Source organism: Pseudomonas sp. COR18 (assembly GCF_048568395.1).
Taxonomy (GTDB): domain Bacteria; phylum Pseudomonadota; class Gammaproteobacteria; order Pseudomonadales; family Pseudomonadaceae; genus Aquipseudomonas; species Aquipseudomonas fuscovaginae_B.
This window is the reverse complement of the sequence record NZ_CP183808.1, coordinates 5,144,097-5,156,717: the sequence shown is the minus strand read 5'-3', so window position 1 is coordinate 5,156,717 and position 12,621 is coordinate 5,144,097. Positions and strand designations below refer to the sequence as shown.

Annotated in this window: 9 protein-coding genes; 7 read left to right on the top strand and 2 right to left on the bottom strand. The window is 65.3% G+C overall.

Translation table 11 applies throughout. The features are described from left to right. Nucleotides 1–14: 14 nt before the first annotated feature. Genes ACM62G_RS23750 through ACM62G_RS23730 form a run of 5 tightly spaced genes read left to right on the top strand, consistent with a single transcriptional unit; the run spans nt 15 to nt 5,115 of the window. Entirely contained in the window at nt 15–1,217 is a 1,203-nt protein-coding gene (locus ACM62G_RS23750; RefSeq protein ID WP_419735728.1) for an MFS transporter, read from the top strand. A 34-nt stretch (nt 1,218–1,251) separates the two neighbouring features. Further along, complete coding sequence (locus tag ACM62G_RS23745; protein ID WP_054057527.1) at nt 1,252–2,031, top strand: phytanoyl-CoA dioxygenase family protein; 780 nt, start codon at nt 1,252–1,254, stop codon at nt 2,029–2,031. A 19-nt stretch (nt 2,032–2,050) separates the two neighbouring features. Then, complete coding sequence (locus tag ACM62G_RS23740; protein ID WP_054057528.1) at nt 2,051–2,380, top strand: cupin domain-containing protein; 330 nt, start codon at nt 2,051–2,053, stop codon at nt 2,378–2,380. 1 nt (nt 2,381) lies between these two features. Next, the gene (locus ACM62G_RS23735; RefSeq protein ID WP_273822371.1) at nt 2,382–3,962 is read left to right on the top strand and encodes a class I tRNA ligase family protein; all 1,581 of its coding nucleotides are present in this window, start codon (nt 2,382–2,384) and stop codon (nt 3,960–3,962) included. A gap of 16 nt (nt 3,963–3,978) precedes the next feature. Continuing rightward, nucleotides 3,979–5,115, top strand: a complete 1,137-nt coding sequence (locus tag ACM62G_RS23730) for a PLP-dependent aminotransferase family protein (protein ID WP_419735727.1) — start codon at nt 3,979–3,981, stop codon at nt 5,113–5,115. Here the strand turns inward: ACM62G_RS23730 and ACM62G_RS23725 are convergent. Next, on the bottom strand, nt 5,081–6,526 hold the full coding sequence (locus ACM62G_RS23725) for a PLP-dependent aminotransferase family protein (protein WP_419735726.1): 1,446 nt from the start codon (nt 6,524–6,526) through the stop codon (nt 5,081–5,083). The genes ACM62G_RS23730 and ACM62G_RS23725 overlap by 35 nt on opposite strands. Before the next feature lie 183 nt (nt 6,527–6,709). On the opposite strand from ACM62G_RS23725, the gene ACM62G_RS23720 reads away from it, so the two are divergent. Beyond that, a complete protein-coding gene (locus ACM62G_RS23720) occupies nt 6,710–7,318 on the top strand; it encodes a DUF7673 family protein (protein WP_152973063.1) in 609 nt (202 codons plus the stop codon). A 78-nt stretch (nt 7,319–7,396) separates the two neighbouring features. Next, nucleotides 7,397–12,172 (top strand): hypothetical protein, encoded by a 4,776-nt coding sequence (locus ACM62G_RS23715; RefSeq protein ID WP_419735725.1) that lies wholly within the window; start codon nt 7,397–7,399, stop codon nt 12,170–12,172. Between the two features lie 112 nt (nt 12,173–12,284). On the opposite strand, the gene ACM62G_RS23710 is transcribed toward ACM62G_RS23715, so the two are convergent. Next, nucleotides 12,285–12,554, bottom strand: coding sequence for a hypothetical protein (locus tag ACM62G_RS23710; RefSeq protein WP_419735724.1), 270 nt, complete (start codon nt 12,552–12,554; stop codon nt 12,285–12,287). Nucleotides 12,555–12,621 lie beyond the last annotated feature (67 nt).

Here is a 12,621-nt window from a genome sequence, read left to right as displayed (position 1 = left end):
CAGAGCACCGCGCCATGCCCGAATCCACCGAGCCATTGCCCGACCGGCTGCCGTCAGCCGCCTTCCTGCCGTTCCTGATCGCGGGCGTGATCATCGCCGGGGCCTACGGTTCGAGCTTCCTGCTGCCGGAATACCTGCAATCGCTGGGGTTCGACAACGCCACGGTCGGCCGGGTGATCTCCACCGGGATGATCACCACCATCCTGTGCTGCTGCCTGGCCGGCTGGACGGCGCAACGCATCGGGGTGATGGGCAGCATCACCGTCGCCTGCGCCGCCATGGCCCTGGCGATGCTCGCCTTCGCCTGCGTGCCGCTGCTGCCGGGCGCGGCGTATCCGGGCGGTCTGTTGCTGGGCGTGGGCTGGTCGGTGTTCTACATCCTGGCACCCTTGCAGATCATCCATCACCTGCGCCCTGCCGCCCGCCTGCAGTACTTCACGATCATGTCCGGGGCCCAGATGGCCGGGCTCGGCCTGACCACGCCGCTGGGCCATCTGGTGGTCAAGGCCAGTGCCAGCTACAGCCTGTTCTACGTGCTGCTGGGTATCGCCTGCCTGGTGTCGGCCGTGTGCGTCGTGCTGGCGGGCCGGGCCATGACCGACCTGCCGAAAGCCGCGACCCGGCAGGTCTCGCTGCGCATCGTCGACCTCAAGGCCCTGCTCGGCAGCCGGGCCGCCCTGCCGATCGCGATGATCGTGCTGGGCGCCTGCATCTTCTCCGGCCTGTCCACCTACCAGGCCAGCTACGCGCAGATCCGCCAGCTCAAGGCGGACAACTTCTTCATCACCTTCACCCTCACCAGCGTGCTGCTGCGCTTCTCGGTGGCCCGCTCGATCGGCCGCCTGCCGTTGCAACGCCTGGCGATCGGCCTGTTCCTGTTCACCAGCGTGTCGCTCGGGCTGTTCCTGCTCAACGACGGCAGCACGCTGATCTACCTGCTGGCAACGGTGGTCTTCGCCATCGGCTATGGCCTGAGCTACTCCACGCTCAACAGCCTGGCGGTCAACGAGGCGGAAGCCAACGGGCTGTCGCCGGCGGTCACCTCGCAGGTCTTCACCCTGGGTTACTTCATCGGGCTGTTCGGGTTCCCTTCGATCGGCGGCGCGATCATGAGCCGTTGGGGTGTCGATTGGGTCCTGGCGTGCCTGCTGGTGGCCGCGCTGGCCAACCTGGTCCTGATGGCGAGCACCCGAACCAGCAAGATGCTGGCGGTTTGAAAACTGGTCAATCACACGTAAAGGAGTAGCGTTGATGTTGTCTGAAGCTCAAAAAAACCAGTGGCACGAAGAAGGCTATATCAGGCTGGAAGGGTTTTTCCCGCCCGAGGACGTGGCGCGGCTTTGCGAATTCACCAACGAAGTCAGCCGCTGGGACATCAGCGACGATCGCTGGATGATGTGGTTCGAGAAGACCGACAAGGGCGAGCGCATCACCTCCAAGGTCGAGAACTTCATCGAGTTCCACCCAGGCCTGCAGCAGGTGCTGCTGCAGGACGAGCGCATCACCCGCACCGTCGAACACCTGCTCGATGAAAAGACCCGCCGCCTCAAGGAACTGCTGATCTTCAAGTACCCGGACAGCGGCGGTTTCCGCCCGCACCAAGACATCTACCACATCCCGCACAAGCTCAAGGAGCGGATGGTCCACGCCGTGGTCGCGGTCGCCATCGACGACGCCGATGCCAGCAACGGCGGCCTGTTCTTCAGCCCCGGCCAGCATAAACAGGGTGTGTTTCCCATGGACGAAGGCGGCGTGATCCTGCCTGAAGTCGCCAAGCAGTTCAGTTGGGAAGAAACCCCCTGGCGCGCCGGCGACATCTTCATCTTCGATGACTATGCCCCGCACTACTCGCTGCCGAACAAGAGCGATCGCTCCCGCCGCACCCTGTACCTGGTGTATCAGCGTGCCTCGACGGGCGGCCCGACCCGTGACGAATACAACGCCATGAAACGCGCCTACAACCCGCCGGAGGGCCGTGTTTCCGATCTCGACAACCTCAAGCCGTCCAACGGCATCTTCTACCGCGACTGAGTGACTGGATGAGGCCGCCATGCATGTAAAGCCGATTGAGCCGCAGATGATGCGCCCGGAGTACGGCGTACTGGTCTGTCGCCTGCTGGATCACCTGCCCGCCACCCTGAGCCCGGCGTTCGGCATGTCGATCGTCGAGGTCGAACCGGGTGGCGCGGTCGACCTGCACTCGCATCACGAACATGAGGTGTGGGTGCTGATGGAAGGTGAAGGTATCTTCCAGGAGCAGGAACGGCAGATGCCGGTGGCCGGTTCCATGCTCTTCTACATGAAGCCGCATATCGCGCACTCCATTCGCAATACACATTCACAACAGCCGCTGAAATTCCTGGCCGTCTGGTGGGATTAACATGACCGACACACAAAAAACCTATTTCGTCTGTCCCGCTCCGCCCTGCCCCAACGGCAAGCTGCACCTGGGGCACATCGCCGGCGTCTATCTGCTGACCGATATCTACGTGCGCTTCCAGCGCCTGGCCGGACATCGCGCCTTCCACATCACCGGCTCCGACGAACACGGCACCTACACCCTGGTCAAGGCGCAGAAGCTGCAACGACCGGTCGATGAAGTGGCCCGGATGCACAACCACGAGATCCTCGCCTGCCTGAACGCGCTGGGCATCGAACCCGACGAGTTCGTGCGCACCAGCAGCGCCGATCACATCGAGAACAGCCTGGGCATCTATCGGGCGCTCAAGGACAACGGTTTCATCACCATCAAGGACGGCGTGCAACTGTACTGCGAGCACTGCGCGGAGTTCGCCGCCGACTCGCTGGCCAGCGGTACCTGCCCGGACTGTTCGGCTCCGACCGACAGCAACCTGTGCGAGCACTGCGGCCTGGCCGTACCCCATGCGCGCCTGCAGCAGCCGCGGCACGCGCCCTGCTCGGGGCCGCTGACGCTGAAGCCGATCCGCCAGGCGCACCTGGATATCGAGAAACTGGCGCCGACCCTGCAACGGGCGATCGCCGACAGCCAATGGCCGCAAACCATCAAGGACCTCGAACTGACCTGGCTGCGCGAGGCCCTGCGTACCCTGCCGATGTCCCGTCACTTCGAGCGTGGCGTGGTTCTCGGCGACGGCGAGGAGGTGGCCGGACAAACCCTGCTGACCTGGTTCGAAGGCCTCTGGTGCTTCGACACCGGCATCCGCCGGCTGTGCGCACGCGAAGGCACCGACTACCGGCAGGTCATGGCCAGCCCGGACACCCGGGTGGTGTTCTTCATGGGCCAGGACAACCGCTTCTACTACACCGTCGGCGTCACCGCGAGCCTGCTGGGCCGGGGCTTCCCTGCGCCCTACAACCAGAGCATCCAGGATTTCTCGACCCTCGAAGGTGCGAAGTTCTCCACCAGCCGCGATCACGTGATCTGGGCCGATGAAGTGGCCAGGGTGATCGACCCGAACATTCTGCGCCTGTACCTGGCGAGCATCGCCAAACCCTTCGGCAACCAAGACAACGAGTTCGAACTCGAGGGCCTGATGGCCACTGCGCGCAAGCTGCACGTCTGGGAAGCGTCCCTGCGGGCCCATGCCGATGACGCCCGGGAGGTGGTCGACGAACCCCTGCCGCCGTCCCTGGCCGAACAGCTCGGGCGCTACACCGCCGCGATGGACGGGCTGGCCTTCTGGGAGGCACTGCGGGCAATCGACGAGTTCCTCGCCAACGCCGACATCACCCTCGCCTCGCCCCGCTGGCAGGCCGCCCAGGTATCGGCCCTGCTGGGCATGCTCGCGCCCTTCATCCCGGACTGGAGCCAGCGCTACGCCACGCTGTACTTCGGCCCGGACTGGACGCCGGCAACCGGCAAGCTGTCGTTGCCGGCGCTACCGCTGCCGCAAGCGGCGTTCCCGATGATCGAGGCGCAGATCCCCGACCACTACGTCCGCGCCTACCAGCAGCGTTTCCGCGCCGCCGCCACCGCCTGAGGCCGAGGAGAAAGCCATGCATTCGTCACGCAGTCAACGCGCCAGCCACTTCGGCGCGTTCGATTACTCAGCGACCAAAGAGGTCATCAACTTCGCCATCGGCATGCCCGATCCGCAGACCTTCGCCGGTGTCCCACTGCCGGCCTCGCCACTGCCGGAGACCGGCGTCGGCCTCGGCGACCTGCTGCAGTACACCGACTCCCTGGGGCTTCCCGAACTGCGCCAGGCCGTTGCCCGGCGCCATGGGGTGGCCATGGAGCAGGTCCAGGTGACGGCCGGGGCCTCCCAGGCCCTGACCCTGCTGGCCGACCTGCTGATCGATCCGGGCGATATCGTCCTGACCGAAGACCCCAGCTATCTGGGGGCCCTGCGGATCTTTTCGGTGGCCGGGGCGAAGATCATCCAGTTGGGTATGGACCGTGATGGGGTCAACCTCGATGAGCTGGCCCACGCCTTGACGACCGCCAGCGGCAAGGTGGCGCTGTATTACACCTCGCCGGTCTTCCACAACCCGACGGGCTGCTGCTTCTCCATCGAACGCATGCAGGCCGTGGCCCGGTTGCTCAGCCGTCACCAGGTCCCGCTGGTCCAGGACCTGGTCTACGCCGAACTGCCGTACCAGCCCCTGCGCCCGGAGGTCCTGCCGGCCGGCCAGGGGGTGATCAACGTGCACAGTTGCTCGAAGATCGCCGGGGCGGGATTGCGGGTCGGCTGGGTGCTGGCAGATCCCGAGGTCATCCGCAGCCTGGCGCAGCTCAAGCTCGATGGCGGGGTCAGCCCGCTGGTCAGCAACCTGGTGTTGAGCCTGCTGCGCAACGAGGCGTTCGAGGCGCACATCGAAGACCTGCGTGAACACTACCGGACCCGGCGCGACCTGATGGCCGACCTGCTGAAGTCCTGCACGTTCTGCGTGCAGGACTACCTGGTACCCACCGGCGGTTTCTCGTTCTGGGTCAGGATTGCCGACGATGTCGAGCCGGCAGCCCTGATCGACAAGGCCCGGGCGCTGGGCAACGTGCGCCTGTCCAACGGTGTGCACAATGGCCCGCAGTCGCAGCGCCATGTGCGCCTGTGCTTCAGCTACCTGTCACCCGCGCAGATCCGCCAGGGCCTGCACCTCATCGAGGAAGCCTACCGCTCCCTGCGGCCCTGATCACCTCGCCTGGATGCCGATCGCGCTCGGCGGCCAGGCGCTGGAAAAACGCCAGGGCGCGCGGATCGCCGGCGTAGGCGACATTGATCCGGATCCAGTCGCTGTGCTGGCCGTCCAGGTAGTAGGCATCGCCGCTGGACAGCATCACGTCACAGGCAGCGGCAAGGGTATTGAGCCGGGCAAAACTGAACGGCGGGCAGCGCGCCCAGACGAACATCCCGCCCACCGGCTCGGCGAAGGTTTCCCAGCCATGGTCCTCCAGGCGCTTGAGGGTCTGGGCCATTGCCTTGTCCAGGCGCTCGCGCAGCCGTTGCACCAGTTTGCGATAGGCGCCATTGCCCAGCAGCGTGGCCACCACACTCTCGACAAACCGCGAGGTGCCCATGCTCGTCACCGACTTGAGTTGGGCCAGGTGCCGCACCCGCTGCGCACTGGACACCAGGTAACCGACCCGCAACGAGCCGCTGAGGGTCTTGGAAAAACTGGCGACATAGATCACCCGGTGCTGCGAGTCCAGGCTGGCCAGACGTGTTCCTGAACCGTTGTGCAGGTCGGCGTAGGTATCGTCCTCGACGATCTGGAAGTCGTGGATTTCCGCCAGTTGCAACAGCCGATGGGCGATCGCCGGACGCAGCGAGGTGCCCGTGGGGTTGTGGTACATGCTGTTGATGAACAGGCACCGCGGCCGATGGCATTGCAGCAGGGCTTCGAGCTGGCGGATATCCGGCCCGTCCTGCTCGCGCGGCACGCTCAGCAGGCGGATGCCGCTGGCTTGCAGCAGATGGAACAGGTTCGGGTAGCCGGGGGATTCGACCACCACGCAGTCCCCCGGCTTGAGCAGGCTCCTGACCAGCAGGTCCATGGCGTGGCTGACCCCCTGGGTGGTGAGGATCTGCTCGTGGCCGACCCGAACGTCCATGCGTTCGAGGCGCTTGTGGATCTGCTGGCGCAGCAGCGGCAGCCCCAGCGGCGTGCCGTAGCTGAACAGGCTGTCGGGGTCGGTCCGGGTCACCTGGCGAATGGCAAAGCCGATGGCCTGAGGCTCGCGCCAGTCTTCGGGCATCCAGCCGCAACACAGGTTCAGCCGGTTGCTGCAGAACTGGGTCAGCGGCTGCCAATGCGCATCGTTGATCGTCTGCTCGTCGGGCGCGCCGGCACTCTCGGTGGCGGCCTGTTCGGTCAGGAAAAAACCCTTGCCCTGGCGCGATTCGAGGATTCCCATCGATACCAGCCGGTCATAGGCCTCGATGACCCGCGAATGGCTGACCTGCTTCTCCCGGGCCAGTTGACGGATCGACGGCAGGCGCGTGCCCGGCCGCATCCGCTGGGCCTCGACCCACTGGCAGATGCCATTGACCAGTTGCTGCGTCAGGGAAAGGTCATCGTCCTTGCTCACCGTGAAGTCTTTCACTGGAACATCCACTGTTCGGTCTTATCAGGGGAACAGTTAACCATAAAAGGGCTGGAACTGTTACTTGTTGTGTCACCAGACAACGCCGATAGTGGGTGCCGCCACAGCGTCCAGAGCGCTTGCACAAGAACGGGAAACAGGGAGCCACCCCCGCGTGGAATGCCGGATATCGCAGAGGTTTCGATGCTTGAAGTGAGCGCAGAACAGTTGGGCAGAACACCCGTGACCGTCGGTACGATAGCCGCCGGCAGGCACTTCGGGGAACAGCTGGAGGCACTGGACCGCCTGTTCACGGTGGGCCACGGCCTGACCCTCGAAGCGTCCCGTTGTGCCGTATTCCTGCTGGGCTGGTTCTACCCTGGCGAGGTGGGCGGCATCGACCTGTCGCTGGTCGCCTGGAAAGTCTCGCCCGCCGTTGCCGCCGACATGGCGCTGGTCTTTCAACTGATGGTGCAACTGCAGCAGCGTGGTGTCGGCGTGTCCCAGCTCGGCCTGGAGGACAGGGCCCGCGCCCTGCTGGCCGCCTGGTTCCCCGAAGTGCTCGGCCTTGCTCCGCGGCCTCCGGCCGGCACAGAACTGAAGGCCTTCCGCCGCCGGCACGACCTGACCCCGCAGGCCTGCGCCGAACTGGTCAGGGTACCGACCGCCCTCTACAAGGAGTGGGAGCAGGACTGCCACCCGATCCCCCTGACGCTGTGGATCGAGCTGCGCACGCTGATGGGCGAGCGCCGCCTGCGCTCGACACCGCGCGGGGTGGCGATGGAACGGGCGATGCCGGGACGCTTCGCCTGACGCGGTACCCCGCTACCGCCCCGGGCTTGCCGGGTTGTCATCAACTGGCCGCTTTCCCTGATCAAGGATCGTGGCCTCATGACCTCGCTGGAGACTTCGCTTCAACAGTACCGCAACACGGCACGCACGCTGTTCGCCGCCCGACCGACCCTGTCCTCGGTCATCCAGTCGCTGGTCCAGGCGGCGCTGGACCAGCATGCGCCCGGGCTCGACGTCCAGGGGCAATGGGTCCCCGGCGACAGCCTGTGGCTGGGCGAACTGGGCCCGGCATCCACCTATCGATACCGACCGTTGGCCGATGTGCTGTTGCGCCGCTTCAGCGAGGGCCGCAGCCCAGCTTATGACGATCCCGATACGAAACTGGTGAGCCGTACGCCAGGCTCGCAGGTCAACACGTCCATCACCACGGTCGACCTGAAGCGCCTGGGCGCGACCCTCGACCGTTACGGCGATGCCCTGCTCGAAGTGTTCAAGACACGCCTGGTCGCCTTCTGGAATGAACCGGTGCCCGACTGGGCGGGCAAGGTGCCGGGATCGGATGCCTGGGTACCGGGCTGGGACCGCCACTCGCCGCAGGTCCCCAGCCGATGCGCGGCCCTGTCGAACCTGCTGTTCGTGTCGATGTACGGTGCCGGCCAACTGCCCGACAGCCTGGCGTTCCAGGCCAGCCAGTTGCTGCCCAAGGCGCTGGTCACTGAAGAGCAGGCCATGCGTGACAGCCTGCTGGGAAACAATGCCCTGAAGGCCTATCTGCTGCATGTCAGCGAGCCACGGGAGCGAGCCGGCATCACGCCGGTCGCGGTGGTGTTCGCCCGCCAGCAGCCCGCGCAGACCTTCGTGTACCTGCTGCTGCGTCCGGGCCACGACGTGCGGCGCCTGCAAAACCTCAATGAGCTCTGGTGGCTGTTGCGCGGGCAACTGCCGGATTCCGGCAGGCTCGAACTGATCGCCTCGCAGCTCAATGTCTTCGACAACCTGGCCGGGGCGCTGCTGGAGAACCAGTTGCGGGTGCTGGAGCGCTTGCCGAGGGGCCTGGCGGACGAGGCTGGCGAATCCTGGCCGAAGCGTGTCGAGCGGGTGCTCGACCCCGGGAACTGGTTCGCCACACCCGCACCCGAGCCGCTCTCCCCTCTGCAACGACGGGTACGCGAAGCGGCGCCCCTGTGGCTGCTGAACGCATCGGCGACGGAGCGGCGCGACTACGCCGAACTGCTGTCGACACTGGTCACGGCACTGAAGAAATCAGCCTCGCACAACCTGTTCGATGACGTCTCGTCCCTCTCCGACTACAGCCGGCAAATGCTCGCGCAGACCATGGCGCGACGGCACCCGCGGATGCCGCAGATCCGCATGCAGGACATCCAGCTCACGCTGGAGAAGTATCGACGAAAACCGGTACCACCGGACGTGCTGGGCGAGTTCGAGGAGGTCCGGCTGACGCTGCCCGAACTGGCCCTGGAAAACCTCGAAGACTTTCGTTTCGGTGCGACGCAGATGCGTATCGAGCTCGCCGATCATGCCGCCCTGCCGGACTGGATGACCGCCGACTATCTGGTGGAGCTGGTCACCGACGTGGATATCGGCGCCCGCTACCCGGCCCACCTGCGGCATCGGTTGCTGGACGACACACGCTATGCCTCGCTGCGCCAGCAGCGTTTCTTTCGCCAGATCCATGCGCAACTGCCGCTGGTGGCCCTGGAACTCAAGCTGCGGGGCGAACAGGGGCTGACCGAACAGGGATACCGGACGGTCAGGGCCATGCTGGGCTTCGACGCCCATGAACGGCAACTGGACGGTCGCCCCATCGTGCTCCGCCCCCTGGCGTTCAAGACCGCTCCCGAGGCCAGCGCGGACCAGGTCGGGGGCATGTTTCTGATCGAACCGCGGGATATCACCCAGGGGCCGCACCTGCTCTACCGACCGCTGTTCGACCCGCCCCTGAGCGAGTACGCCAGCCGGCAGGCGCTGTTCGAGGCGATCCTGCAAGCCGGCGCCCTGCAGGACAGCGTGCTGGCCTGGCTCCCTGCCAGTCGGGTCGCGGTGTATGCACAAGGCGGTTTCCGTGAACCGCACATCGAGTCGCTCTTGCCCGGTGACGAGACCGCACCGTTGCCATCGCCTCCGGCACCGGCCACCCTGGACAGCGAGGAAGTCACCGGGGACTATGTCCATCACCTGTTTCAGGCCTGTATCGGTGCCGTGATCCAACAGGCCGACCTGCAGTTGCTGTCGAACGCGGAAAAGCGCTGGGCACGCCTGAAGGACAGCGGCTGGCAACTGTTCAGTTCGTGGCTGATGTTCGCCAGCGGCCCGTTGACCCAGGCCGGCTGGCTGATCCTGCTTTACCGTGGCGTTCGCCAGGATCTTGCCGCGCTGCAGGGTGACGAGGAGCAATCCCGGGCCCAGGCCTGGGCCGATATGTTGAGCAACCTGGCGGTGGTGCTGTTGCACGAGGTGACAGCGGACCAGCCGCAGCCGTTCGGGCCGCCGCCGCTGTCGCAAAAGCGCGAGCCGCCACCGATCGAGGGAGAGGTCTCGCTGGATCGCATCACCCTGCCAGCGGCGGTCGATGAGCTGCCGCAATGGCCGTTCGACGGGTCCTGGTCGAGCCCGCGCGGGACCTTGTCGGCGGCCTCTGGCCAGGTGCTGGAGAAATTCGCCGTCAAGGTGTTCGACACGCCACCACGACTCGACAGCCTCGGCAGCGTCTCGAAAAGCGGCCCGAGCCAGGGGCTGGTGCATCTCGACAACGCGGACAACAAGGGCTGGCATGTGCTGCTCGACACCACCCTCTATCAGGTCGCGTGGTGCGAAGACGGCGCCCGCCTGGTTGACGCCTCGGGCACCTCGGGGCCGTTTCTGGAGCGTGATGGACAGGGACGCTGGCAACTGGATCTGCGCTTGCGCCTGCGTGGCGGCAGCGGCCGGGAAACCGTGCAGGCACGCCTGCAACGCAAGCTGCTCGACAGGGCCAGCGTGCTGCATGGGCAAGCGACCCAGGCGTCGAACCGGGTCAGTACCCTGCTCCACGAGGCCGAAACCCTCAACAGGCGCCTGGAGGCCATGAGCGAAGGCCGCGACGCGAAGCACTTCACCAACCGGCAACGCAGCGACAAGCGCCGTGAATACCTGGGCAAGCTGGTCGAGTTGCAGGCCGCGCTCGAAGAGAAGCTTCGCCTGATCAGGGCATTCAACGACAATCGCCAGGTGGTGCCGCAGCCGCAGGCACTGGCCTCGACCCTGGTCGACAACGTGCGCACCTGCCGCACGCTGATGAATGTCTCCCTGGCGGTGGGACGCGAGGACAGCCTGACGGCCCTGCAGATTGGCGAAATGCTGGCCGGCGACACGGCGACCCACTACGACCAGGTCATCGCCAACCTGAAGAACAATGCCGACCTCACCGACCGGCAGATCGCCTGGAGTACCCGCGAATATGCCGCGCTCGACGAACTGCGCGCACTGCCGGAAATCGGGCCGGCAGAAGCCGCCGTCCTGGAGCGGGAAGTGGTACAGCCCTTCACCCCACTGGACTGGCAGGCGGTGCAACTGCCGACCCTGCTGGCGTTGGCCATAGACGAACTGCCGTCGCAGATCACCCAGCAACTGGACGACCAGGTCTTCGCCGCGATCAAGCAGAGCGCCGAACAGACCAAGTACGTGACCAACACCATCAACCGCCTGACGGCCGAAGACTCCCGCCAGGATCGTATCGACGCCTTGCAGACGGCGATCGGACGCTACGACGAAACCCTCGACCTGCTGCAATTCCTGCGGGGCCGCATGCCCGAGCAGCAACTGCGCGAGTACGCCACTCGCCTGTCGACATTACTGGGACAGCTACGGGAGCGGGCACTGACCAGCCTTTCCGGGCTGTGGGACGACACCACACCGGCGCCGGGGGCAACGGCGCCCAGGCCGGGGCCGTCGGCCGGCAACGGCAGGAAGAAATTCATCCGCACCCGCAACCGGGAGGTATTCGTCGGCCGGGTGCGCGCAAAAACGCCCGAGCAGGAGGATGAAATCGTCGAGATCACCGACCCGAACGGGCGGCTGGTGTCGGCCTTCAAGGAGAACCGGGAGGATGCCCAGAACAGCTTCTGGGAGGAAGTGAAGGCAAAACCGGCGCCCGCCCCGGCTCCCGGACGCGGCAAGGTCGGGCTACCTCGCCTCATGACCCAGGGCCGTGCCGCACGGGAGGGCGTGCAGGCCTTGATCCGCCAGGTGATGGCGTTGACCGGAACCAGCAAGGAGCCCCAGAGCCTGCAGGAACTGCTGGAACACAAGGCGCAGAAACTGACGACCCTGGCAGACGATATCCAGGAGGTGCTGACCGAGGGCAGCGCCAAGCCGGACCAGGTTAAAACCGCCGAAGACCTGCGCGACGGCCTGCGCCAGGACGCCGCGCTGTTGGTCAGCGAAGGGCGCACGGTGCGCATCGCCGCGATCAAGAAAAACCTGCCGCAACTGACGCGCCTGCAATATCTCAAGGAACAGGACCAGGTCGACATTCACCGGGCCGGAGGGCGGCAGATGCTGCGCCGGGATGACTTCCTGCAGGAGTACGTGATCAGCCACAAGGACGGCCGGCCGCTGTGGTACGCGCACTTTCATTACCCAACGGCCACGACGGTGGACAGCGAGTTCGCCAGTGCGCACTTGAAGACGCTGGCGCAACGCCGACTGGGTGCCCGTTCCCAGGCGGCGGCCCGGGAACAGGCAGCCACGAGGATTCAGGCCGGTCAAGGTGGCAGAGCGCAGCTGACGCTGGAGATTCATCGGGGGCAGATTCTGAACAGGAGCCTGGCGCAGACGTTGTTCTTCAATGCGACCGAGCCGGATAAGGTGGGTTGAGTGTTGCGGTGGGTGCGGGGTCGAGAGCGGTTCTGACACACGAAATGGTCTTGCGGAAAATGCGTCTGTAGCCTTCAATAGTTTCCCAGCAGCGAGATCGGACATCGATCCGCTACTCGAAACTGCGCTCTTCGAGCAGCACATCCAGGGCGACCAGCAGGTTGAGATCCAGACGTCGGTAGCGCATGGGGGAGTTATACCGGCAGGCCGCGTCTTGAAGGGGCGTGTTTTGCGCTACCTGGTATCGGGGTTTGCGATAGGTGCTGTGCAGCGTCCACAGTGTTGCACCATTCAGCGACCGACCAGGCGCATCCTTTTCCCTTGAGTGAAATTTTCCAGAAAATCCCGAGCGCTTGTGCCTGCCAATTCCAGTGAATTTCATTCGCCATGAGTTTCCCCGCGAATTGAGCTCGCCCTAGGGCTAAAGTTGCGTCCTCTGAATCTATGTC